At 72.4% G+C, this 24,102-nt stretch carries 20 protein-coding genes; 6 read left to right on the top strand and 14 right to left on the bottom strand.

The window, feature by feature from the left end; translation table 11 throughout:
• The first annotated feature begins 42 nt into the window (after positions 1 to 42).
• Positions 43 to 168 carry a hypothetical protein gene (locus DQ392_RS35810; RefSeq protein WP_281272976.1) on the top strand — a complete coding sequence of 42 codons (126 nt, stop codon included), beginning with the start codon at positions 43 to 45 and terminating at the stop codon, positions 166 to 168.
• Positions 169 to 422: 254 nt separating this feature from the next.
• Here DQ392_RS35810 and DQ392_RS11750 read toward each other — a convergent pair whose 3' ends face one another.
• The 8 genes from DQ392_RS11750 to DQ392_RS11715 form a co-directional block, all read right to left on the bottom strand.
• Entirely contained in the window at positions 423 to 1,697 is a 1,275-nt protein-coding gene (locus tag DQ392_RS11750; RefSeq protein WP_114015491.1) for a thymidine phosphorylase, read from the bottom strand.
• A gap of 37 nt (positions 1,698 to 1,734) precedes the next feature.
• The gene (locus tag DQ392_RS11745) at positions 1,735 to 2,160 is read right to left on the bottom strand and encodes a cytidine deaminase (protein WP_114015588.1); all 426 of its coding nucleotides are present in this window, start codon (positions 2,158 to 2,160) and stop codon (positions 1,735 to 1,737) included.
• A 10-nt stretch (positions 2,161 to 2,170) separates the two neighbouring features.
• Complete coding sequence (locus tag DQ392_RS11740) at positions 2,171 to 3,487, bottom strand: ABC transporter permease (RefSeq protein ID WP_114015490.1); 1,317 nt, start codon at positions 3,485 to 3,487, stop codon at positions 2,171 to 2,173.
• Positions 3,484 to 4,623, bottom strand: a complete 1,140-nt coding sequence (locus DQ392_RS11735) for an ABC transporter permease (protein ID WP_114015489.1) — start codon at positions 4,621 to 4,623, stop codon at positions 3,484 to 3,486. The genes DQ392_RS11740 and DQ392_RS11735 overlap by 4 nt, the downstream gene beginning before the upstream one ends.
• Entirely contained in the window at positions 4,620 to 6,317 is a 1,698-nt protein-coding gene (locus DQ392_RS11730; protein ID WP_425470514.1) for an ABC transporter ATP-binding protein, read from the bottom strand. The genes DQ392_RS11735 and DQ392_RS11730 overlap by 4 nt, the downstream gene beginning before the upstream one ends.
• Before the next feature lie 180 nt (positions 6,318 to 6,497).
• Positions 6,498 to 7,532 carry a BMP family lipoprotein gene (locus DQ392_RS11725; protein WP_114015488.1) on the bottom strand — a complete coding sequence of 345 codons (1,035 nt, stop codon included), beginning with the start codon at positions 7,530 to 7,532 and terminating at the stop codon, positions 6,498 to 6,500.
• 459 nt (positions 7,533 to 7,991) lie between these two features.
• Positions 7,992 to 9,281, bottom strand: coding sequence for an amidohydrolase (locus DQ392_RS11720; protein WP_114015487.1), 1,290 nt, complete (start codon positions 9,279 to 9,281; stop codon positions 7,992 to 7,994).
• A 169-nt stretch (positions 9,282 to 9,450) separates the two neighbouring features.
• Entirely contained in the window at positions 9,451 to 10,068 is a 618-nt protein-coding gene (locus DQ392_RS11715; protein WP_114015486.1) for a helix-turn-helix domain-containing protein, read from the bottom strand.
• Positions 10,069 to 10,172: 104 nt separating this feature from the next.
• Between DQ392_RS11715 and DQ392_RS11710 the strand changes: the two genes are divergently transcribed.
• Entirely contained in the window at positions 10,173 to 11,144 is a 972-nt protein-coding gene (locus DQ392_RS11710; RefSeq protein ID WP_114015485.1) for a CPBP family intramembrane glutamic endopeptidase, read from the top strand.
• A gap of 60 nt (positions 11,145 to 11,204) precedes the next feature.
• Here DQ392_RS11710 and DQ392_RS11705 read toward each other — a convergent pair whose 3' ends face one another.
• The 4 genes from DQ392_RS11705 to DQ392_RS11690 form a co-directional block, all read right to left on the bottom strand.
• On the bottom strand, positions 11,205 to 12,365 hold the full coding sequence (locus tag DQ392_RS11705; protein WP_114015484.1) for a hypothetical protein: 1,161 nt from the start codon (positions 12,363 to 12,365) through the stop codon (positions 11,205 to 11,207).
• A 48-nt stretch (positions 12,366 to 12,413) separates the two neighbouring features.
• Positions 12,414 to 13,397 (bottom strand): N-acetylneuraminate synthase family protein, encoded by a 984-nt coding sequence (locus DQ392_RS11700; RefSeq protein ID WP_425470513.1) that lies wholly within the window; start codon positions 13,395 to 13,397, stop codon positions 12,414 to 12,416.
• Positions 13,398 to 13,488: 91 nt separating this feature from the next.
• The gene (locus DQ392_RS11695) at positions 13,489 to 14,865 is read right to left on the bottom strand and encodes an acylneuraminate cytidylyltransferase (RefSeq protein ID WP_114015483.1); all 1,377 of its coding nucleotides are present in this window, start codon (positions 14,863 to 14,865) and stop codon (positions 13,489 to 13,491) included.
• A 71-nt stretch (positions 14,866 to 14,936) separates the two neighbouring features.
• On the bottom strand, positions 14,937 to 16,388 hold the full coding sequence (locus DQ392_RS11690; RefSeq protein WP_114015482.1) for a DUF6716 putative glycosyltransferase: 1,452 nt from the start codon (positions 16,386 to 16,388) through the stop codon (positions 14,937 to 14,939).
• Positions 16,389 to 16,692: 304 nt separating this feature from the next.
• Here DQ392_RS11690 and DQ392_RS11685 point away from each other — a divergent pair, with 304 nt between their 5' ends.
• Together DQ392_RS11685 and DQ392_RS11680 are read left to right on the top strand one after the other, a co-directional pair.
• Complete coding sequence (locus DQ392_RS11685) at positions 16,693 to 17,802, top strand: glycosyltransferase family 2 protein (protein ID WP_114015481.1); 1,110 nt, start codon at positions 16,693 to 16,695, stop codon at positions 17,800 to 17,802.
• A complete protein-coding gene (locus DQ392_RS11680) occupies positions 17,802 to 19,145 on the top strand; it encodes a polysialyltransferase family glycosyltransferase (RefSeq protein WP_114015480.1) in 1,344 nt (447 codons plus the stop codon). Before DQ392_RS11685 ends, DQ392_RS11680 begins: the two co-directional genes overlap by 1 nt.
• 19 nt (positions 19,146 to 19,164) lie before the next feature.
• Here the strand turns inward: DQ392_RS11680 and DQ392_RS11675 are convergent, their stop codons facing one another.
• Positions 19,165 to 19,875, bottom strand: coding sequence for a TetR/AcrR family transcriptional regulator C-terminal domain-containing protein (locus tag DQ392_RS11675; protein ID WP_114015479.1), 711 nt, complete (start codon positions 19,873 to 19,875; stop codon positions 19,165 to 19,167).
• A gap of 29 nt (positions 19,876 to 19,904) precedes the next feature.
• Here DQ392_RS11675 and DQ392_RS11670 point away from each other — a divergent pair, with 29 nt between their 5' ends.
• On the top strand, positions 19,905 to 21,434 hold the full coding sequence (locus tag DQ392_RS11670; protein WP_114015478.1) for an FAD-dependent monooxygenase: 1,530 nt from the start codon (positions 19,905 to 19,907) through the stop codon (positions 21,432 to 21,434).
• A 37-nt stretch (positions 21,435 to 21,471) separates the two neighbouring features.
• Here the strand turns inward: DQ392_RS11670 and DQ392_RS11665 are convergent, their stop codons facing one another.
• Positions 21,472 to 22,932, bottom strand: coding sequence for an amidase (locus tag DQ392_RS11665; protein ID WP_114015586.1), 1,461 nt, complete (start codon positions 22,930 to 22,932; stop codon positions 21,472 to 21,474).
• A 192-nt stretch (positions 22,933 to 23,124) separates the two neighbouring features.
• Between DQ392_RS11665 and DQ392_RS11660 the strand changes: the two genes are divergently transcribed.
• Positions 23,125 to 24,012, top strand: coding sequence for a L,D-transpeptidase family protein (locus DQ392_RS11660; RefSeq protein WP_114015477.1), 888 nt, complete (start codon positions 23,125 to 23,127; stop codon positions 24,010 to 24,012).
• Positions 24,013 to 24,102: the final 90 nt, after the last annotated feature.

Genomic DNA, 24,102 nt, shown 5'->3' with positions numbered 1-24,102 from the left:
TACCTCAGTCTGCAGCAGGCCAGGGATGCCCAGCGAGAACTCGTGCGTGTCCACCGCCTCCAGCTGGCGAGCCAGGTACGCGCGGGCCTGGTCGTGCTGGAGGACCTTCGCCAGGTTCTCCAGCTCGTCCCCGGAACCGAGGACCCGGTCGAAGCGGCTGGCAAGTGAAGGGTTGGGCGGGTCCGCGCCCAACTCGACTTTGGTGACGCTGACGCAGGAGACGAGGACCTTCTCCCTCAAATGCCGCTGGGTTCAGCCCCGCCGTTCCCGTTCGCAGCGCACCTTGTGGCCGATGGAGGCGGTCGGGTCGGGTTCGCGGGCTGGGGGCATGGGCACATCCTTGGCACCTGGGCAGAAGCAATACCTTGGCTGACCGTAGACGCGCCCGGCCCGCACCGCGTTCGAACGGGACGATCCCGCTGTCACCCGATCCGGTCGAGGATCAGTGGTGTCGGCTCGTGGGTGCTCGTCGTTGCGATGTCGAAGGCGTTGGTCAGGGCCTCTTCCGCGTTCGCGAACGCTTCCGGGGTGTCCGTGTGGAGGGTGAGCAGGGGGGCTCCGGCCGTGACGGGGTCGCCTACGCGGGCGTGGAGTTCCACGCCCGCGCCCGCCTGGACGGGGTCTTCCTTGCGGGCGCGGCCCGCGCCGAGGCGCCAGGCGGCGAGGCCGACGGCGTAGGCGTCGAGGCGGGTCAGGACGCCTGAGGACGGAGCCGTGACGACGTGCTGCTCCCGCGCCCGGGGAAGGTCCGCGTTCGCGTCACCACCTTGGGCGGTGACCATCCGACGCCACACGTCCATCGCCGAGCCGTCGGCGAGGGCCTTGGCAGGGTCGGCGTCGGTCAGCCCCGCCGCGTCGAGCATTTCGCGCGCCAGCGCGACCGTCAGTTCGACGACGTCGGCGGGGCCGCCGCCTGCCAGCACCTCCACGGACTCGCGGACTTCGAGTGCGTTGCCCGCCGTCAGGCCGAGGGGGGTGTTCATGTCGGTCAGCAGGGCGACGGTGCGCACGCCGTGGTCGCGGCCCAGTTCCACCATGGTGGTGGCCAGTTCACGGGCGTCGTCGGTGTTCTTCATGAACGCGCCGGAGCCGGCTTTGACGTCCAGGACGAGCGCGCCGGTGCCTTCGGCGATCTTCTTGGACATGATGGACGAGGCGATCAGGGGGAGGGATTCGACCGTGCCGGTCACGTCCCGCAACGCGTACAACCGCTTGTCGGCGGGGGCCAGGCCGTCGCCCGCGGCGCAGATGACGGAGCCGACGTCGCGCAGGACGTCCATCATCTCGGGGTTGGTGAGCGAGGCGCGCCAGCCGGGGATGGACTCCAGTTTGTCGAGGGTGCCGCCGGTGTGGCCGAGGCCGCGGCCCGACAGTTGGGGGACCGCGGCGCCGCACGCGGCGACCAGCGGGGCGAGCGGCAGGGTGATCTTGTCGCCGACGCCGCCTGTGGAGTGCTTGTCGGCGGTGGGGCGTGGCAGTGCGGAGAAGTCCATGCGCTCGCCGGAGGCGATCATCGCGGCGGTCCAGCGGGAGATCTCCGTGCGGGTCATGCCGTTGAGGTAGACGGCCATCGCGAGGGCGGACATCTGTTCGTCGGCGACCGTGCCGCGCGTGTAGGCGTCGATGATCCAGTCGATCTGTTCGCCGGTCAGTTCCTCGCGGTCCCGCTTGGCGCGGATGACGGAGATGGCGTCCATGGGGGTACTCCCTGTTTCGTTCGACGACCGGTGAGGGTCAGCGGGCCAGATCGGTGGGCCCGAACGCGTCCGCGAGCAGTTCGGAGAGCGGGCGCACTCCCGAGGGTGCTTCGATCAGCAGGTCGCCGCCGCCGTGTTCCCACAGCAGTTGACGGCAGCGGCCGCAGGGGGCGACGACCACGCCGTCGCCGCCGACGCAGGTGAAGGCGACCAGCCGGCCGCCGCCTGTCGCGAACAGTTCGCTCACCAGTCCGCACTCGGCGCACAGGCCGACGCCGTAGGAGGCGTTCTCGACGTTGCAGCCGGTGACGGTGCGGCCGTCGGCGACCAGCGCCGCGGCGCCGACGGGGAAGCCGGAGTAGGGCGCGTACGCCCGGGACAGCGCCTCCAGGGCCTTCCCGCGCAGCGCCGGCCAGTCGATCACCGGGCCGGCCGCCGAGTCGGGTCCTGAGTTGTCTGGCACGCTCCGCACGCTAGGTTCCCTCGCCTCGACGGTACGGTTTGCCCACCGCGCGGGGCGCGCGCAGCCGTTGGGCCGCCAGGGAGAGCACCAGCAGTGTGGTGACGTACGGCGTCATCTCGACGAACTCCAGGGCCACGGTGTCGGTCAGCGCGTACCACAGCACGAGCAGTACGGCGATAACGAGGGCGACGGCGGCCTGGACACGGGCGCCGCGCGCGCCCCGCAGTCCGGCGCGGAACTTCCAGACGGCGAGGCCGACCAGCAGAATGGCCATCAGCAGCAGCATGGCGTGCACGGTGGCGCCGCCGCCGACGACGCGGAGGGCGTCCATGAAGCCGAACAGCCCGGCGCCCATGGCGACACCGCCGGGGCGCCAGTTGCCGAAGATCATGGTGGCGAGGCCGATGTACCCGCGGCCGCCGGTCTGGTTCTCCTGGTAGAAGTGCACGCCGATGGCGAGGAAGGCGCCGCCGAGTCCGGCCAGGGCACCGGAGATGATCAGTGCCGCGTACTTGTAGGTGTAGACGTTGACGCCGAGGGACTCGGCGGCGACCGGGTTCTCGCCGCAGGAGCGCAGCCGCAGCCCGAACGGGGAGCGCCACAGGACGAAGAAGCTGCCGACGAACAGGACGACGGTCAGCACCGTCACCCACGAGACGTCGCTGACCAGGGCGCGCAGGATGCCGGCCAGGTCGGAGACGAGGAACCAGTGGTGCTTCTCGACGCTGCCGAGCCCGTCGGCGAGTCCGGGCACGGTGAAGGACGGCATGTTGTCCATGGGCGGCGACTGCTTGTCGTTGCCGCCGGCCTTGGCCGCTTCGCTGCCGTCGGCGCCGAACCACAGTTTGGCGAGGTAGCGGACCACTCCGAGTGCGAGGATGTTGATGGCGACGCCGGAGACGATGTGGTCGACGCCGAAGGTGACGGTGGCCAGCGCGTGCAGCAGCCCGCCCAGCGCGCCTCCCGCGATCCCGGCCAGGACGGCGGCCCAGGGCCCGTACTGCCAGCCGATCCAGCCCGCGCCGAAGGTGCCGAGCATCATCATGCCTTCGAGACCGATGTTGATGACGCCGGCACGTTCGGCCCACAGCCCGCCCAGGCCCGCCAGCCCGATGGGGACGGCGGCGGCGATCGCGGTGGAGAACTGGCCGCTGTTGGAGAGCTGTTCGTCGCCCGTGACCAGCCGGACGAGGGAGAGCAGCAGCAGGCCGCCGGCGATGAGCAGGAGCACGACGGGGTAGGTCGGCTTCCGCCTGCCGCCCGCCGACGAGGACGCGGCCGGCGCGCTCTTCGGCGCGGCGGGCTTGGGTGTGGAGGTGGTGCTCATGCGGTGGCCCCCGCCTTCTGCTCGGTCTCGTCCTGCTCGGCGCCCGCGCCCGCCCGGGCGCTCAGTTCGGCGCCGACCTCACGCTGCTGGCGGCGCAGCACGACGCGGCGGACGATCTCGTACGCGATGACGACGCACAGCACGATGATCCCCTGCATCACGCCGACGATTTCCTGCTTGTAGCCCTCGAACTCCAGCTGGATGCCGGTGCGCTCCAAGAAGCCCCACAGGAGGGCCGCGAGGGCCATGCCGATGGGGTGGTTGCGGCCGAGCAGGGCGATGGCGATGCCGGTGAAGCCGACGCCGGTGGGGAAGTCGGTGCCGTAGTTGAAGGACTTGTTCAGCAGCGTCGGCATGCCGACCAGGCCCGCGACGGCGCCGGACAGCAGCATGCTGGTGACGACCATCCTGCGCACGCTCACGCCGCTGGCGCTCGCCGCCGACTCGCTGCGGCCCACGGCGCGCAGGTCGAAGCCGAAGCGGGTGCGGCCCAGCACGAACCAGTAGGCCAGGCCGATGACGGCGGCGATGACGACGGTGCCGTAGATCGGGTCGGGGTCGGTGGGGATGAGGAAGAAGCGGGCGGCCTCGGGGATGGTGGGCGTGTGGAAGAGGTTGCCGTCCTTGACGGCGAGCTTGTCCTCGGAGAGGAAGTAGCCGATCAGCGAGCCCGCGATGGAGTTCAGCATGATCGTGGTGATGACCTCGCTGACGCCGCGGGTCGTCTTGAGTACGCCGGCGATGCCCGCCCAGAGCGCGCCGACGGCCATCGCGACGAGGATGATCAGCGGGATTTGCACCACCCCCGGCAGGGCGAACGCCCCGCCGACAACGGCGGCGAAGAAGGCGGCGACCCGGTACTGGCCGTCCACACCGATGTTGAAGAGGTTCATGCGGAAGCCGATGGCGACGGCGGCCGCTGACAGGTAGTACGGGATGGCCTTGTTGATGATCCAGACCTGGCTGTCGCTCTTCGAGCCGAAGTCGATCATCACGTAGAAGGCGTGGAAGGGGTCCTCACCGGTCGCCGCGATGACGACGGAGGAGAGGACGAACGCCGCGACGAGCGCGAGTGCGGGTGCGGCCAGCGCCTGGAGCACGGCCCCGGCGCCGAACTTCTCCTTCAGGCGGTTCACTTGACGCCCCCGTTCGTGTCGTCGTTCGCGGAGGCGTTCTGGGGGATGTCCTCGGCGGCCGCGCCGGTGGTCTCCTCCTGGTGCTCCAGGTGTCCTGTGGCGGCGCCGGTCATGGCCGAGCCGAGCTCCTCCGGGGTGACGTTCGCCGGGTCGGCGTCGGCGACCAGGCGGCCCCGGTACATCACCCGCAGCGTGTCGGAGAGCCCGATCAGCTCGTCCAGGTCGGCGGAGATCAGCAGCACGGCGAGGCCCTCGCGCCTGGCGGTGCGTATCTGGTCCCATATCTGCGCCTGCGCGCCGACGTCCACGCCGCGCGTGGGGTGCGCGGCGATCAGCAGCTTGGGGTGGTGGCTCATCTCGCGGCCGACGATGAACTTCTGCTGGTTGCCGCCCGAGAGGCTGGCGGCGGTGACCTCGATGCCCGGGGTGCGCACGTCGTACTCGGCGACGATGCGCTCGCTGTCGGCCCGCGCGTCCCCGAGCGCGAGCAGCCGCGGGGCGCCCGGGATGCCGAGGAGGGGGCCGTTGGTGTTCGGCTTCTCGGTGACGTGCCCGAGGATGCGGTTCTCCCACAGCGGCGCTTCCAGCAGCAGCCCGTGCCGGTGCCGGTCCTCGGGGATGTAGCCGATGCCGCTCTCGCGCCTGACGCGGGTGGGGGCGTGCGAGATGTCCCGCCCGTCCAGGGTGACGGTGCCGCCGTCCGGGTCGCTCATGCCCATGATGGCCTCGACCAGCTCGGCCTGCCCGTTGCCTTCGACCCCGGCGACGCCGAGGACCTCGCCCTTGTGGATGGTGAAGGAGATCCCGTCCAGGACGGCACGCTCGACGCCGTCGGAGTCGGTGGCCGCCAGCCGCAGCCCGTCCACGTGGAGCATGGGGGTGTCGGTGACGGTCGACTCGCGCGTCTCGGCGGTCGGCAGCTCGCTGCCCACCATCAGCTCCGCCAGCTGCTTGGGGCTCGTCTCCCGCGGCGTCACGGAGGCAACGGTCGTGCCGCGCCGGATGACGGTGATCGCGTCGGCGACCGAGAGCACCTCGCCCAGCTTGTGCGAGATGAACACCACCGTCAGACCCTCGGACTTGAGCTCGCGCAGGTTGTCGAAGAGGGCGTCGACCTCCTGCGGCACCAGCACGGCCGTCGGCTCGTCGAGGATGAGGGTGCGGGCACCGCGGTAGAGGGCCTTGAGGATCTCCACCCGCTGCCGGTCGGCTACCCCCAGCTCCTCCACGAGGGCGTCGGGACGTATCCCGAGCTGGTAGGCGTCCGACAGCTCCGCGATCTTCCTGCGGGCCCCGGCCCCGATGCCGTGCAGCTTCTCCGCGCCGAGGACGGTGTTCTCCAGCACGGTGAGGTTGTCGGCGAGCATGAAGTGCTGGTGCACCATGCCGATACCGCGCGCGATGGCGTCGGCGGGACTGTGCAGGACGACGTCCTCGCCGTCGATGCCGATGGTGCCCTCGTCCGGCCGCTGCATGCCGTAGAGGATCTTCATGAGGGTCGACTTGCCCGCACCGTTCTCCCCGACGAGGGCGTGCACGGTGCCGCGCGCCACCGAGATGTCGATGTCGCGGTTGGCGACCACTCCGGGGAACCGCTTGGTGATGCCGCGCAGTTCGACGGCGCTCCCGGGAAGGCCGGGCCCCGGGCCCGCCCCGGACGGCGCGCTGCTGCTGCCGCTGGACTCGCTGGACACTTGACTGACGTGCTCCCTGGTTGAGCTCAGATTCCCGGCGCGAGGGTGCGAGGCCCTCCACGAAGAGGCGCACACGGGGTGCGGAAGGAAGTGCGAAGGAGGTGCGAAGGGAAGACGGCCCCGCACGTCACGCCGCGCAGCACGCTGCGCCGCGCGGCACCCGGGGCCGCCTGCGGGACGTCACGGCCGGGTGGGAACGTCCACCTTGCCCGCGACGATGTCCTTCTTGGCCTTGTCGATGTCGTCCATGAGGTCGTCGATGTAGCCGCCCGAGGTGGCGACGGAGACGCCGTCCTCCTTCAGGGAGAACGTCTGGTTCCCCTTCAGCGGCTTGCCCTCCTTCACGCTCTTGATCAGCTCGAAGACGGCGACGTCGACGTTCTTGACGGACGAGGTCAGGATGACGTCCTTGTACTTCTCCAGGCCCTTTTGGCGGTACTGGTCGGAGTCGACCCCGATCGCCCAGGCGCCCTTCTTCTTGCTGATCTGCTCGATCGAGCCCGCGCCGGACTGGCCCGCCGCCGTGTAGATCACGTCGTTGCCGCGGGCGAGCATGCCCTTGGCCATGTTCTTGGCGCGGTCCGGAGCGTTGAAGCCCTCGTCGGACTCCTTGTAGAGGTAGTCGACCTCGACCTTGATCTTGGGGTCGGTGTCCTTGACGCCCTTGACGTAGCCGGCCTCGAACTTCTGGATGAGCGCGTTGTCCACGCCGCCGATGAAGGAGACCTTCTTGGCCTTCGTCTTCTTGGCCGCGGCCACACCCACCAGGTAGGACGACTCGTTCTCCGCGAACGTCATGCCGACCACGTTCTTGGCGTGGGACTGCTCGTCGACCACGCCGAACGTCGTGTCGGGGAAGTCCTTGGCCACCTTGTTGACGGACTTGCCGTAGTTGAAGCCGACGCCGATGACAGGGTTGTAGCCCGCCTTCGCGAGGGAGGTGAGACGCTGCTCGCGGGTCTCCTCCGTCTCGTTGTTCCCGGCGGTCATCTCCTTCGTCTTGACGCCGAGTTCCTTCTCGGCCTTGTCGGTACCCCGGGCCGCCGCCTCGTTGAACGAGTGGTCGTCCCGGCCACCGACGTCGAACGCGAGCCCGACACCCTTGCTCTTCTTGCCGTCGCTCGACTCCGTGGAGCTTTCACCGCACGCGGTGGCCGTCAGTGCGAGAGTCGCGGTGGCGGTGACCGCGGTGGCCAGCTTTGTTACCCGACGCAACGGAGTCCCCTTTGTGATCGTGGAAGCACCGGTTCCGGCACCGTAGTGGGGTTCCGGCCCTTGAGACGGGCACACATTAACGCGCGTAGATTTCCAGCAGAAGGAGACGGGAACCAGCCGTTATCGGATCGTCGCGAACGGGCGACGCTCCACCTCACGGCCGAGGCGGGGCCTGGGCCCACCCATGTCCGACATACCTCACAGGGTGAAGGCGCGCGGGGGCGGGCGTGGGGCCCGGCCGGAGAGGCGCCGGGTGGCGCCCTCCGCCGGCTTCGTGGCGCGGCGCCACGGGTCGCGTGGGGCTCACGGTTCGCGTAGAGCTCACGCGGTTCGCACGGTTGGCGTGGGTAGCGCTCAGTTCGCGTGGGTGGCGCTCAGTTCGCGTGGGTAGCGCGAGGTTCGTGCACGGCTCGCGGTCCGCGGGTGACGGGCTCGTGCGGGGCTCGCCGTCCGCTCGCATCAGGAGCGGTGCAGCAGCGCCGCGGCGGTGAACAGCTCCACGCCCGTGGTGATCGCGGACTCGTCCGCGTCGAAGTCGCCCTGGTGCAGGTCGCGGCCGCGGCGGTCGCCGACGGGCCGCACGCCCAGCCGGGCCATGGCGCCGGGCACGTGCTCCAGGTACCAGGAGAAGTCCTCGCCGCCCAGGCTCTGCTCCGTGCTCTCCACCGAGGCGGCACCGGCGCGCGCGGTCATCGCCTCGCGCAGCAGCGCCGTCGCGGACGGTTCGTTGACGACGGGCGGCACCCCGCGCACATACGTCAGCTCGCACTTGGCGCGGTACACCGTCGCCAGCTCGTCGATCGCCGCGTGCACCAGGTCCGGTGCCTCGCGCCAGGTCGACAGGTCGAGGCAGCGCAGCGTGCCGGACATCTCGGCGCGCTGCGGGATGACGTTGGACGTGTGTCCCGACTCGATCCGCCCCCACGTCAGGGCGAGGCCCGAGCGGGCGTCCACGCGGCGCGCCAGCAGCGCCGGCGCCTCCGTGACGAGCTTGGCCGCGGCGGTGACCAGGTCGGTCGTCAGGTGGGGGCGCGCGGTGTGGCCGCCCGCGCCGCTGAGCACCACCTCCAGCCGGTCACAGGCAGAGGTGATCGGCCCGGCCCGCAGACCGAGACGGCCCGCGTCCACCCGCGGGTCGCAGTGCACGGCCAGGATCGACCCCACCCCGTCCAGCACCCCGCAGTCGACCGCGTCGGAAGCGCCGCCGGGCAGCACCTCCTCGGCGGGCTGGAACAGCAGCCGCACCGGGCGGGGCAGCGCCCCGGCCCGCGCCAGCTCTGCCAGCACCAGGCCGGCTCCGAGCACCACGGTGGTGTGCACGTCGTGCCCGCAGGCGTGCGCCCGCCCGGGGACCGTCGAGCGGTAGGGCACGTCCTTGGTGTCGGGGATGGGCAGCGCGTCGATGTCGCCCCGCAGCGCCAGCAGCGGCGCGGCCTCGACGGGCTCCACCCCGCCCGCGGCCCGGGCATCGGCCGGCTCCTGGCCGAGCCCGGGGTGGATGTCGCAGATCAGGCCCGTACCCATGGCCAGCACTCTGGGGCGCAGGCCCGCACGTTCGAGCCGGGTCTTGAGCGCAGCGGTCGTGCGGAACTCCTGGTTGCCCAGCTCGGGGTGCATGTGGAGGTCGCGACGGAAGGCGATGAGCTCGCGCCGGAGAGGTTCGGTGAGGCGGCCGGGCAGCTCGGGAAGTACGCCGGCGGCTCCGCGTGCGTCTACCTCCTCGGCTGCAGGGGACAAGAGTTCGTTCATGGTCGAAGAGTAGGCGCACCAGAGCCGCAACTGGCGAGAGATCCACAAAAGTTCAACCTCCCAGGGGAAGAAAATCTCGCCCCGGCGGCGGTTATGTCCTTTTGGGGATGGGTATAGCTGTTCGCTTGCCCTCTCGGCTCTGCCGGGTCTCTCGACTCTGCCGGGTCTCTCAGCTCTGCTCGGCCTTCCCGGTCTGCTCGGGCTCCCGGTTCTCCTCGGGCTCCCGGTTCTCCTCGGGCCCCCCGGTCGTCCCCGCGGTGGCGTTCTTGTCCGGGACGAAGGAGAGGCTGAGGAGGTGGCGGGTGCGTACGTCGCCCGGCACGGCGTGGGCGCGGCGGGCGACCGCGGTCTCGATCTCGTCGACGAGTCCGGTGAACTCCTCGTCGGTGAGCCACACCGCGCCCTGCCGGTAGAGGAGGTTCTCCGTGGCGGGGTCGGCGTCCTCGTGGTCGAGGTAGCGCTCGAAGTCGCCGAGCACGGCCGCGGTGAAGACCGTCACGGCACGCCGGTGGTCCTCCCTGCTCATGGCCGCGCGGGCCCCGGCACCCAGGAGCGCCTCCTCCTGGTGGACGCGGTAGCTGCGCTCGACGGTGCCCCGTACCTTCCGCTCCCCCACCACCTCGATGACGCCTGCCTGAGTGAGGGCGGCGACGTGCCGGTACATGGTCGCGGGGGCGACGTCCGGCAGCCGCTCGCGCAGCTGCGCGGTCGTCAGCTCGTCGACGCCGAGCAGGGTCTGCAGGATGCGCATGCGCACCGGGTGCATCAACTGGTTCGCGTGTGCCATGACCCAATGCTCTCACATCTGATAACGTTATCGAAGTTGAGAACAGCAAGGCGGTTCCTGTCTCGGAGTCCGCCCCCGAGCAACCCCACAGAGAGCTTCCTGGCATGCCCACCTCACATGACACCTCGTCTGTCGCCGCCCGCCCCCACAGCTACCGGAGCGACCTGACCCTCTTCCTCGCCCTCGCCTTCGGTGTCAGCTGGGCGACCTGGGCGACGGCCTTCGCACTCGGCGGGCCGGCGAACTCGGCCGCCGCGGCAGGCGTCCACCTCATCGGCGCCTTCGGGCCGTCCGCAGCCGCACTCGTGCTCCGCGTCCGCCGCGGCCGACGCGGTGAGGCCGCCCCCGCACACGCGGTGCGCTTCCAGCGCGGCACACTGCTGTGGACGCCGCTGCTGATGGTGCTCGCCGCGGCGACCGTCTTCGTGGCGAGCCTGCTCGCGCAGCAGGCCGGCGGCCCGACGCTCAGCCTGGAGAAGGCCCAGGACGCGATACGCGACGCCGGCGGACTCGCCGCGTTCGTCGGCGTGATGCTGATCGGCGGCCCCCTCGCGGAGGAACCGGGCTGGCGCGGCACCGTCCACCCGCGGATGCGGGCGTCACTCGGCCGCTACCGGATCGCCCTCGTACTGGGCCTCGTCTGGTCCGTCTGGCACCTGCCGCTCTTCTTCCTCGACGGCACCGTGCAGCACGAGTTGGGCCTGGGGAGCCCCAGCGGCATCCTCTTCGCCGCCGGCGTCATCCCGATGGCGATGCTGATCGGGTACGCCTACGAGCGGGGCGGTGTCGTCGCGGCGATCGCGGTCCACCTCGCCATGAACGTCACCATGGTCCTCCTCGACGTCCAGATCCCCGAGACGCTCGCCCTGACGCTCGGCCTCCAGGCGCTCGTCGCCGTGCTGCTGCTGACCTTCGCCCCCGCCCCGTCGCCGACGCGCCCCCGCGCACCGGAGGCAGACGTCAGGGCAGGCGCCACGTCGCAGCCGACGATGCGCCTCCGAGCCCCGCGCCCTCCGCACGCTGCCGCAGCCGCAGCCGCAGCCGCAGCCGCAGCCGCAGCGAACGAGGCGGGCTAGGTTTTGGGGCGTGCGCGCGCCCAGACATCGCGCCTCCTGCGTCTCCTTTCGCAGGCAGCCCTAAGCGCTCGGTTCCGGCGTGGCCGGGGGCGCGGCCGGGAGTCTCCTCGCCCGCGCGGCCGTACCCGTGACGCCCGTCAGGAAGCTGTGGGCGCGGGGCGAGGCAGTGCGGGTGAGCCAGGCGGGGTCTACGTCGCAGACGGCCACGGTCACGGCGGTGCCGGCGAGAGCGAGCGGAAGCGTGTGGACGACGGTGGAGGGGAAACTGAGGACCGTACGGCCGACCGGGCCACGCCGGGCGACCAGCTCGAGAGGAAGGTCCGGGCGGACGATCTCCAGCCCGGTGGCGGCACTGACCTGCTGGAGCTTCTCGCTGCTCTCGCGGCGGTGCGCGAAGTAACGGGTGGCCCCGTAGGTGCGGGCCAGCGAGGCGACAGCCTCCAGATAGCGGTCGGTGTCCACGACGCCGGTCTCCACCAGGGACGTGCCCACCAGATCGGCGCCCCTGGTCAACCGGGGCGGGCCGAAGCGGGCGCGGGTCCAGGCGAACTCGTTGGCGGTGACGGTCACACCGCCGGGCGCCTCCACCGGCATGGAGCTGAACACCTCCACAGGCCGTGAGCCGTCCGCACGCGGCGTGAGGCGGCGGCGGGCGCGGCGGGAGACCGGCGCGAACAGCCAAGCACGTGCCCCGCCCCCGGTGCCGCGCCGGTGCCAGCGCACAAAACGCTCACCGCGCGCCAGTTGGGCGACGAACTCCATGGTGGCCGTACCGTCGTCCACGACCGTGACGCGGTGCGCCGCACGCGCCGGCGTCAAGGCCAGCAGCAGCTGGACGTAGCGGGAGAACGGATCCCCGATGACCAGAGTGCGGGCTCTGCGCAGCCGCCGCGAGAGGGCGAACAGGCTGGAGAGGGCACCGGCGACACCGCCCCTGGCCTCCTGCCAGCGCACGACGATCCCCTCGTCGCGGGCCAGCTCGGCCATGCGGCGCAGCTGACCGCGGGTCATCGGGTCGGTCGGCGGCAGAACGACGAGGGTGAGAGGGGCCGAGGTGCCGGGCGCGGGGTGGTTGTGCGCCCATTCGAGAACGTTGAGGAGCTGGACGGGGCTCTCGACGATCGCGAGAGCCCCGTCCCTGGGCCCGGGGGTGGCTCCGCCCCCGGGGTCGGTCGCGGACAGGTTGGCGGATGCTCCGTGGCCGGAGCGGTTACGGGACATCGCGCACACGCTCCGTTTCCGCGTCGGGGGCGTCGAAGGCCGCCGCCGTCAGACCGTGACGGGTTCGCGGGTCTCCCCGCGGGGGCCCGTCGTCCCGGCCGCCTCAGCCGCCTCGGCGACCGCTCCCTTGACGCGGCGCAGCTTGCGCATGGGAGCCAGTTCGCTGTCGTAGACCCTCTTCACACCGTCACCGAGGGACTCCTCGATGGTGCGGATGTCCCGCACGAGACGAGTGAGGCCCTGCGGCTCGACGGAAGCCGCCTGATCCGAACCCCACATGGCGCGGTCGAGGGTGATGTGCCGCTCCACGAACACGGCGCCCAGAGCGACAGCCGCCAGCGTCGTCTGAAGACCCGTCTCGTGACCGCTGTAGCCGATCGGAACGTTGGGGAACTCCTCGTGGAGGGTGTGGATCATCCTCAGGTTGAGCTCCTCCGCCTTCGCCGGATACGTGGAAGTGGCGTGGCAGAGCACGATGTTCTCACTGCCCAGCACCTCCACCGCGTGCCGGATCTGCTTCGGCGTCGACATACCGGTGGAGAGGACGACAGTGCGGCCCGTGGCACGCAGAGCGCGCAGCAGATCGTCGTCGGTGAGGGAAGCGGAAGCCACCTTGTGCGCGGGCACGTCGAACTTCTCCAAGAACGCGACGGCCTCCTCGTCCCACGGAGACGCGAACCAGTCGATGCCGCGCGCGGCACAGTGCTCGCCGATGGCCCGGTAGTCCTCCTCGCCGAACTCCACCCGGTGCCGGTAGTCGATATAGGTCATCCGGCCCCACGGGGTGTCCCGCTCCAGGTCCCACTGGTCGCGCGGCGTGCAGATCTCCGGAGTGCGCTTCTGGAACTTCACCGCGTCGCAGCCCGCCTCGGCGGCGGCGTCGATCAGAGCGAACGCGTTGTCGAGATCCCCGTTGTGGTTGATGCCGATCTCCCCGGTGACGTAGACGGGGTGGCCGGGGCCGACGGTCTTGGTCCCGAGAGCGCGGGTACGGGGGCTGGCGCTGAGGCCGGTGCTGTTCATGTTCACCATTTCCGGGGGTTTGTTTCTGGGATGGGTACTGAAGGGTCGTGGGGTGGATCGAGGGGGTGTGACGGTGCGGGCGGGGTAGGGTTTTTGCAGGTCAGGAGGCGGCGGGGGTGGGCGCCGGGTTCGGGCGGGGGTCCTTTTGTGGGTGGGCCCCACGAGCGCGGCGATCCGTGTCCCCTCCCAGCCCCGCCCCCACCAGCCACCCCGCGATCTCCCTTACCGCCCCCGCTCCCCCGCGCCGGGTGGTGACGGCGCGGGCTGCGGCCCGTACGGCGTCGTGGGCGTCGGCGACGGCGACGGGCCAGCCCGCGAGTGCGAAGCACCCCAGGTCGTTGGCGTCGTTGCCGGCGTACAGGACGCGCTCGGGGGCGATTCCGCGCTCCTCGCACCACCGTTTGAGTGCGAGGTCCTTGCGGTCGATGCCGTGGAGCACCGGCAGCCGGAGCTTGGCGGCGCGGGCGGCGACGACCGGGTTGGTCTCCGTGGAGAGGATCAGCACGTCGAGGCCCGCGCGGCGCAGGGCCGCGATGCCGAGGCCGTCGCCGCGGTGGACGGCGACGGTCTCCCGCCCCTCGGAGTCGACGTACACCCGGTCGTCGGTCTGGGTGCCGTCGAAGTCGAGGACGACCGCGTCGATGTCCTCGCGGGTGGGCAGCGCGCCGGGGCCCTGCCGGTCGGCGTCGAGCAGGGGTGCGAGTGCGCGGGCGCGGTCGAGGTCGTGGGGGTCGTCGATCTCCAGGACGCGCGCCGGGTCGGTGCGGACGACGGCGGTCCGCCCGAAGAACCGGTGGCCGGCTTCCCTGAAGCCCATGGCGTCCATGGCGTAGGCGGCGCCGGTTTCCAGCAGGTCCTCGGGCCGGTCCTGGCGGCGTGCCCGTACGGCGCGGTCGTGGTTGACGCCGTACGCGCTGCCCGTGTGGCCGCTGGGCGCCGCCGGCGCACCACCGGGCTGCGGCGGTGGACCACCGGTGTCCGTCGGTACGCCGCCGAGTGGCACCGCTTCGCCACCGGCTGCCGGCGCGCCGGCGCGCCAGACGAAGCCGTGGAAGGGGGCCACGGTCAGGGCGCTGTCGGCTCCGTCGTCGAGGACGGCGGCCGCGACGCCTTCGACGTCCTCCCGTACCAGGAACGGGCTGGTGCACTGGACGAGGAGCACGGTGTGCAGCGGTGTACGGTGCCGTTTCTCCCACTGGTCCATGGCGTGCAGGACGGCGGCCTCGCTGCTGGCCAGGTCGCCGGCGAGGGCGGAGGGCCGTTCGACGACCTCGGCCCCCGCCGAGCGTGCGGCCTCGGCGATGGCGGGGTCGTCGGTGGAGACGACGACGTCGGTGACGTTCCGCGCGGCCAGGCATTCGCGGGCGGCGCGGGCCACGAGGGGCACGCCGGCGACGGGTGCCAGGTTCTTGGCGGCCACGCCCTTGGACCCGCCGCGGGCCGGTATCACCGCGAGGACCGCGGGGGTGGGGGACATGCTGACTCCTGAGTGGGGCTGGGAGGTCTTCGACGGCCGCGGGGCGGCTGCGGGGGATGCGGGGCGGGCGGTCACAGCTCCCCCGCCTTCCGGATGAGCGGTGCGACGCGTTGCACCCCGTGCCGGTAGGCGCCGCGTGCCGCCTCGCGCACCACGCGCCGCAGCAGCCCGCGTCCGGCGGCGCCGACGGCACCGGGACCGTCGTCGTCGGCGGCGTCCGGGCCCGCCGTCGGGCCGACGGGGGTTCCGTCGGGGCCGAGTCCGTAGCGCCGCAGGATGCCGGGCAGGTAGCCGGGGGCGGTGCGTGCCGTGTAGTACGGGGCCAGCGGCGGCAGCCCGGTGCGGGCGGAGCGGGAGGCCAGCGCGGCGACCCGCTCGCGCGCGGCCGCGTACCCGTCGCCGCCGCGTACCCCCTGGCGCAGCGCCCACTGGGGGTCGGCCTCGGGCAGCAGGCCGTCGTCGAGTTCGTCCCAGGAGGCGAGGCAGCCGGAGCCGGTGAAGTAGTGGTTGCCCAGGCCTTCGCGCACGCCGAGGTCGGTGAGGACGGCGGTGGGCACGTGGCGGTGCAGGGATTCGAGCGCCGCGGTGGAGCTGACGGTCACCAGCAGGCCGCCGGTGCGCCGCACCCGGTCCAGCAGTTCGCCCATGTTGCCGTAGACGAGGCGGCAGTTGGGTGGCAGTCCGCCGTCGGCGCCATCGCCGCCGGGCAGCTTGCGGACGAGCTTCTGGTAGGGCAGTTCCTCGATGTGGGTGGTGTGTTCGCCGGGTTTGCTGCGCAGCTTGATCAGTACCTCGCGCTCGGGGTTCCGCAGCGCGTGGGCGACGGCGCGGCGCAGCAGGTAGCCGCGGTCCTCACGGGAGGCGGGGACGGAGGGCTGGACGGCGAAGACGACGGTGAAGGTGTCGTGGCCGGCGCCACTTCGGGGGGTGAGGGATCCGTGGCCGCCTCGGGGGGCGGGGGTGTCGTGGCCGTCACCGGCTTGGGGGGTGACGGTCGTGACGGGGGTGACGGGGCCCGGTCGCGCGTCCGTCAGGAACGGCAGAGTGCACTCGAGCACCCCGTCCGAGGGCGCGCCCACGCCCTCGTACACGTCGCGGAAGCGGTCGGTGTCGTGGGCCGAGTTGGCGAGGACGAGGTCGGCGCCGTGCCGCAGCAGGAGCCCGTCGGTGAGCTTCTCGTAGACGACGCCGACGTAACCGGTGACGACGACGGGGCGGTGCGTGGGCGTGCCTTCTTCGGTGCCGGCGGTCGCCCGGCGCAGCCCGTGGAGCATGGCCTGTACCGCGCCGCCGACGCACGCGAGGACGATCACGTCGTAGCCGCCGGGCGCGGCGGCGGCCCGCAGGAACTCCCGGGTGGTGACCTCGCGCAGCACGTCGACGGTGACGCCGACCTCGGCGAGCTGGCGCGGGGTGGGTGTGGCCCGGCCGCGCAGCAGCAGCCCGTCGATGGCGGCGCCGGGGGCCAGCCTGCGGGCGGTCGACGCGCCCCATTTCCACCGGGTGTCGGAGTCCGCGAGCACCGCGACCCGACGCGGCCCGGGGACGGGGAAATCGCGCGGTTCCGGGTGCGGGCGCTGCCCGGGAAACGCACGCGGTCCCGGCGTGTTCGCGGAAGTCGGAGTTTGTGGTGAGGGCACGTCGCCGACGTTAGGAAGGGATTCCGCAAGGCGGCCCAACGCGGAGGCAACAGACGGTTAACAGCGCGTCGACGAACGGCCAACCCGCCCGGACCGCGGTCCCGTTCACCATCCCGCCACGCGGCGTTCACCCCCCGTCCCGCCGCAGGTCAAGACGGCGGGCGGCGCAGCGCCTACCGTCCGTCGGGTGGTAAAGCTCTCCGTCATCGTGCCGTTCTACAACGTGCAGTCGTACGCCGCAGAAACACTTCGGAGTCTCGGTGCGAACGCGCGTCGGGATTTCGAGTTCATTCTCGTCGACGACGCTTCCCAGGATGAGACGCCGGAGATTCTCCAGCGCGCCGAAAAGGATCTCGACGGTGCCGCGCGGGTGATCCGGGTGCGGCACGCGCGCAACGGCGGGCTGGCGACCGCGCGGAACACGGGGCTCGCTGAGGCGAGCGGCGAGTTCGTCACCTTCCTGGACGGGGACGACTGGCTGGCCCCAGGCCACTATCCGCGCCTGGTGGCCTGTATCGAGCGCCTGGGCTGCGACTTCGTGCGCACCGACCATGTGCAGTGCACGGCGCGGGCCCGCACGCTGGCACGGGTTCCGCACGGGCGGCGCGGCGTGGTGGGTGATCCGCGGGAGGCGATACTGCCGGCCGGGCGCAGCACGTCGGTGGACTACGCCTACGCCTGGGCGGGCATCTACCACCGCCGGCTGCTGGATCAGGGGCTGCTGCACTTCACCGACGGGCTGCGCACCGCCGAGGACCGGCCGTGGATCTGGCGGCTGCACCGTCAGGCCCGCTCGTTCGCCGCGGTCGGTCTGCTGGGGGTCTTCTACCGGCGCGGGGTGGCCTCGTCGCTGACGCAGATCGGCGACGTGCGGCAGCTGGACTTCATCCGCGCTTTCGACCAGGTGATCGAGGAGACGGCGCGGGACCGCGACGCGGAGGTGCTGTTGCCCAAGGCGGTCCGCACCTACTGCGCGATCATCTCGCACCACCTCACCAGCGGCAGGTTCGAGCCGCATGTCGCGCGCAGGCTGCGGGCGATGAGCGCGGCGGCCCTCAAGCGGTTGCCTCCCGACGTGCTCGGCCAGGCGCTGGACTCGATGGACGCCGAGCGCGCCTCCCGGCTGCGGCGCCTGCGCCGGCGCCCCGGAGGCGGCGGCCAGGACGGCCCGCACCAGGACGGCCCGCACCCGGGCGGCACGCACCCGGGCGGCACGCACCCGAGCGACACGGACCCGAACGGCACGAACCCGAACGACACGGACCCGAACGGCACGCGGACGGAGGCGGCGGCCTGATGCGCACCCAGATCTTCTTCGCCTCCACTCTCTACGGCGCCGCCACCCTGGCCGCCGCGCTGGACGCGGGCTGCTTCGAGGCGGCGGACCAGCGGCTGCTGCTGGTCAGCAACAACGCGGGCAACCCGGAGACCACGCCGGCGCTCGACGCCATGCCGGGCTTCGAGAGGCTGCGCGGCCGCTTCGAGAGGGTGCTCTCCTGGAACGAGACGATCCGCCCGTTCCATCCCGGCGGCTGGTCCCCCCGCTCGGACGACGCCCCGCTGTGGGAGCGGCACCTGCGGATGCTGTGGAACCTGGGCGACGGGCCCGAGGACGAGGTCCAGCTCGTCCTCGAATCGCTCCAGGTCGAGCCCGCGCTCGCGGTGGCCAGGCTGTTCGCCGACGCCCCCATCGACGTGTACGCGGACGGGCTGATGAGCTACGGCCCCACCCGCAACAAGCTGGACCCGCTGGTCGGCGGGCGGGTGCGCCGCCTGTTGCACCTGGATCTGGTGCCGGGTCTCGCGCCGCTGCTGCTGACCGAGTTCGGCGTACCGGCCGAGGTGGTGCCCACGGACGCCTTCCGCACCGTGCTGGCCGAACTGTCGGCCGAGGTGCCGCCCTCGGTGGCGCGGGCGCCCGAGGGCGGGGCCCTGCTGCTGGGCCAGTACCTGTCGGCGCTGGACATCCTGACCCCGGACGAGGAGGAGGAGCTGCACCTGCGCATGCTGCGCGGAGCGGCGCAGCGGGGCCACGGGGACCTCGTCTTCAAGCCGCATCCGGTGGCTCCGGCGCGCTACTCCCGCGCCCTGGAGAAGGAGGCAGGCGAGCTGGGGGTCGGTCTCACGGTGCTCTCCTCGCCGGTGCTGGCCGAGGCCCTGTACGCGCGGATGCGCCCGGCGCTGGTGGTGGGCTGTTTCTCCACGGCGCTGCTGACCGCCTCGGCCTTCTACGGGCTGCCCGTGGCCCGTACGGGAACCGAGCTGCTGCTGGAGCGGGTCACGCCGTACGAGAACAGCAACCGGGTGCCGGTCACGCTGGTGGACGCCCTGCTGCCGGATCTGGACGCGACCTTTGGTGCCGGGTTCGGGCCCGCGCGGGGCGAGGCTCTGGCGGGGCTGGTCGGGGCGGTCGGCTTCTGCATGCAGCCGAGGACCTACCCCCACCTGCGCGAGGAGGCCGAGCGCTACCTGGCGGACCACCTGTCCCCCGCCACCCGCCGCTACTTCAAGCGCCGCAGGCTGACGTCGCTGGCCCTGCCGGGCGCGGTGCCGCGCCAGTTCGCGTTCGTACCGCGCAGTCCGGCTGTCCGCCGCGTGGCCCGCCGCGCACGTGCGCTCAAACGCGCCACGCTGGGCTGACCTTCCGCCTCTTTGGCGCTCAGCTCGACGGTGCCCGCAGCACCGTCGCCCGCAGACCTTCGATCACCGCCCGCAAGCCCTCTTCGAAGCGGGCGTCGTAGTCGGTGAACAGGTCGGCGCTGATCTGCGCCGCCAGGGGGAAGGCCGCCATGCGTGCGGCGCGCTCCGCGGGGTCGTAGCCCTCGGTGCGTTCGCCGGGGAGGGGCTGGACGGCCTGCTCCTCGATGACGAAGCCGATCGTGTAGCTGAAGGCGGTGAAGAAGGCGCGGGCCGCGGCGTTCACGGGGAAGCCCGCCTGCGTCATCATGCGCAGGTAGAGCTCCTGGCCCTCGCCGTGTTCGGTGGTGGTCATGCGGGTGCCGCTGAAGACCTTGGCGCCGTCGCGGTAGCGCAGCAGCGCCCGGCGCAGGACGCGCAGGCTCTCGGCGAACCACTCGTCCCAGCCGGCGTCCTGCGGCACCTGGTACTCGGCGTGGCGCAGCTCGCGCGTCATCAGGGTGGCCATCTCGTCCAGCAGAGCCTGCTTGCTGTCGAAGTGCCAGTAGAGCGCGGGGGCCTGGACGTTCAGTTCCTTGGCGATCCGGCGCAGGCTGAGCCCTTCCAGCCCGGTCTCGTTGAGCAGCCGCAGCCCGGTCTCGGCGACCTGCGTGCGGTCCAGCCGCGGCGGGCTCGCCCGTTTCCGTGCCGGGCGGCGGCTTCCCTGGTCTTCCCTCTCGGACACGCTTGACATCTTAACGGCGTTAAGCGCAGGCTTCCGCCATGACTCCACTTAACAACGTTAAGGAAGCGGTCGGCGTCCTCGTCGTCGGCGCGGGCCCGACCGGCCTCACCCTCGCCTGCGACCTGCGCCGCCGCGGCATCGCGACGACCGTCGTCGAGCGCGGGGACGGCCTTTTCCCCGGCACCCGCGGCAAGGGGATACAGCCCCGCACCATGGAGGTCTTCGACGACCTCGGCCTCGCGGACGCCGTACGGGCGGCGGGCGGCCCCTACCCCCGGATGCTGGTGCACCGCGCCGGGGAGCCTCCCGTCGAATGGGACATGATCGAGCGCGCCGAACCCCGCCCCGACGCCCCCTACGCCGAGGTGTGGATGCTGCCCCAGTGGCGCACCCAGGAACTGCTGCTCGAACGGCTGCGGGCGCTGGGCGGCGAGGTGGAGTTCGGCACCGCGCTCACCGGTCTGGAACAGGACGCGGACGGCGTCACCGCCCATCTGTCCACCGGACGCACCGGAAACACCGAAGGCACCGAACACACCGTGCGTGCCGCGTACGCCGTCGGCTGCGACGGCGCCCGCGGCACGGTGCGGGCCACGCTGGGCATCGGCATGACGGGCGAGACGGTGGACGCCGAGCCGAGCGTGGTCGCGGACGTGCTGCTCGCCGGGCTCGACCAGCGGTACTGGCACGTCTGGCGCGACGACGCAGACGCCGCCCTCGCCCTGTGCCCGATGCCGGGGAGCGACACCTTCCAGTTCGTCGCCCAGCACGCCACCTTGGACGACGCCCGGGGCGGCACGAGGGAAGCGTTCCTGCGCGAACTGCTCGCAGCCCGCACCGACCTGGCGCCGGAACAGCTGAAGGAGGTCGTGCACGCCTCCGAGTTCCGGGTCAACGCCGCCCTCGCCGACCGCTTCCGCTCGGGGCGGGTCTTCCTGGCCGGCGACGCGGCCCACATCCACTCCCCCGCGGGCGGCCAGGGCCTCAACACCAGCGTGCAGGACGCCTACAACCTCGGCTGGAAACTCGGCCTGGTGCTGCACGGGCACGCCGACGAGGCGCTGCTGGACACCTACGAGGCCGAACGCGCCCCGCTGGCCGCCGAAGTCCTCGGGCTTTCGACCCGGCTCCACCACCGTGCGGTCAAGCGCGGCACCGAGACCCACCAACTCGGCCTCGCCTACCCCGACAGCCCGCTGACCCGCCACGCGGCCGCGCCCCACTCCGCCACAGCCCGCCCGACCGCGCCGAACGAGGGCGCGCCCCACACGGGCGCGCCGGCACCCGGCGACCGCGCCCCGGACGCCCCCGTCACCGCCGCCACCACGGCCGACGGCAGCCCGCTGCGCGTCTTCGACCTGCTACGCGGCCCGCACCTCACCCTCCTGGCGGTCGGCGACGTCACTCCCCCGGCCGACCTGCCGCCGTACGTGCGCACGCATCCGATCCCCGCCACGCCGCCCTACACCTCGGGTGCGCTCCACCTGATCCGTCCGGACGGCTACCTCGCGCTGATCACCGAGGACGCGCAGGAGGTCACCTCCTACCTCGCGGCACTGTCCGCCTGACGGGCGTGCGGTCCCGCCGGCCCTCACAGCGACGAAGTCACACCGTCGGCGGCCACCGCTCGTACCACCTCTGGTCGGCCTCCAGCTGGGCGGCGAGGGAGAGCAGCAGAGGTTCGCTGTCCCCGGGCCCGAGAAGCTGGGCGCCCAGCGGCAGCCGCAGGCCGCCGGTGACGGCGGCGGGCACGTTGACGCCCGGCCAGCCCAGCACGTTCCACGGCCACGCGTAGGGGCAGTGCGCGATCATGCGGCGGTCGGTCTGCCAGCCGCTCAGCCGCGCCAGATCGCCGACACGCGGCGGCGGGGTGGCCGTCGTCGGGGCCAGCACCACGTCGTAGCGGTGGAAGATACGGCCCACGTGGCGGCGCAACGGCCCTTCGGCGGCGCGCGCGGCACGCAGGACGGGGCCGCCCAGCAGCCGTCCGGTGCGGGCGGCGCCCCTGGTACGCGGATCGAGCAGTGCGGCGTCGGGGGCGCGCCCGGCCCATGCGCGGACGCCCGCCGTCGCCCGGGGCACGAACGTCAGCCCGATCGGCCCGTAGGAGGGGTCCGCCTCCTCGACCTCGTGCCCGAGGGCGGCCAGCCGCTCGGCGAGCGCGCGCACGGCCGCCTCCACGCGCGGGTCCAGCCGCTTGGGGGTGGCCGTGAAGGCCCACCGGGTGGACAGGGCGATCCGCAGCCGCCCCGGATCGCGGGTGACGGCGGCCCTCGCCTCGACCGGCGGCGGCCGGTGCAGGTCGCCCGGGTGGTTGCCGCTCGCGGCGTCGAGCAGCAGCGCCGCGTCCTCGACGGTGCGGGCCAGCGGCCCGAAGACGGTGATGCCGTTGAACGACTCCGGATCCGGCCAGGTCGAGATGCGGCCCCGCTGGGGTTTGACGCCGACCAGGTGCGTCCACGCCGCCGGGATACGGACGGACCCCGCACCGTCCGAGCCCAGCGCCGCGGGCACCAGGCCGGCCGCTACCGCGGCCGCCGCGCCACCGGAGGAGCCGCCCGGGGTGTGGTCGCGGTTCCACGGGTTGCGGGTGTCGCCGAAGGCGGGCCCCTCGGTGAACGGCCACTGCCCCAGCTCGGGGCTGTTGGTCTTGCCGACGACGACCGCTCCGGCCCCCCGCAGCCTGCGGACGACCTCGGCGTCGGCGGTCTTGCGGGGGAAGTCGCCGCGACAGCCGAACGCGGTGGGCTCTCCGCACACGTCGGTGTCGTCCTTGACGGCGAGCGGCACCCCGAGCAGGGGCCGCCGCTCGCCCCGGGCCAGTGCCGCGTCGGCCGCGTCCGCCTCGGCCAGTGCCGCCTCGGCGCGCACCCTGCGGAACGCGTTCAGCGTGGGCTGCGTCGCCTCGATGCCGCGCAGCGCCCGCTCGGTCAGCTCCCGCGCGCTCACCTCGCCGGCCGCCAGCGCGGTCACGGCCGCCGCCAGGCCCGGCTGCCGCACGAGACCTGAGTCGTCACCGCCCGCCCGCGGCTGCTCGGCGGGCCCCGCCCCGGTACCGGTCGCCATGGACACCTCGCACGCTGCTCGTCGTTCGTCCTCGCGGCTACTGTCCCCGATCGGCGCCCAGTTCGAAACCCGCCAGTAACCGGCCGGGCGGTGAGACCCCGGGCACACCCGAGGGCCTCCACAGGTTCACGAGGACGGCGTACTGGGCAGTGATGGTCCCGTACATCCGTCGAACCGCCCGGGGGGTTGGGGATGCACCGGAGGGGAGCACCGGCGTACCGCCGCCTCACCGCGGCCGCCGCCGTCATGCTGGCAGCGGGGGCCGTCGCCGGCTGCCAGACGAAAGGCACCGGCGCGCAGGAACCGCTGATCCGCGTCTCCAAGGCGCCGCAACAGGCGCCCGCCGGGGCGCCGTCGAAGCCCTCGTCGCAACCCGCGGCGAAGACCGCGCCCGCGCCGGCCACCCGCGCACCGAAGCCCGCACCCCCCGCCCGGCCCGCGGCGCAGAGCGCCGTACGGATGGCACCGGGCTCCCGCGGCGAGAACGTCCGCGAACTCCAGGCCAGACTGCGCCAGCTGGGCCTCTTCGACCGCAACCCGACCGGCTACTACGGCTCCGTGACCGCCGGCTCGGTCACCGCCTTCCAGAAGCAGCGCGGCATGCCCCGCACGGGAGAGGTCACCGACCCGGTGCTCACCGCGCTGCGGGCCCGCACCCACCAGCCCACCCGCACCGAACTCCACCCCTCAACCTCCCGCCCGCCGGCCGCGCCCGACCCGCGCTGCACGACGGGGCGGGCGCTGTGCATCAGCAAGAGCAGCCGGACCGCCGCGTGGATGGTCGACGGCAAGGTGCGTACGGCGATGGACGTGCGCTTCGGCTCCGACTACACGCCGACCCGCGAAGGCCGGTTCAAGGTCGACTTCAAGAGCCGCCACCACGTCTCGACCATCTACCACACGCCCATGCCCTACGCGATGTTCTTCAGCCGCGGCCAGGCCGTTCACTACTCCTCCGACTTCGCCGCCCGCGGCTACGCCGGGGCCTCCCACGGATGCGTCAACGTCCGCGACAAGAAGGCGATCGCCAAGGTCTTCAGCCAAATCCGCCCGGGAGACAAGGTGATCGTCTACAAGTGACGTGAGGGGCGCGAACACAAGAGCCGATGGGCAAGGTAGCCAAGAGCCGAGGGGCGCGGGCGGGACCGGGGACAGCACCCACCCGGGGGA

The sequence above is a fragment of the Streptomyces reniochalinae genome (assembly GCF_003323735.1).
Taxonomy (GTDB): domain Bacteria; phylum Actinomycetota; class Actinomycetes; order Streptomycetales; family Streptomycetaceae; genus Streptomyces; species Streptomyces reniochalinae.
The sequence above is the reverse complement of the archived record's forward strand: the minus strand, read 5'-3'. Positions and strand labels throughout refer to the sequence as shown.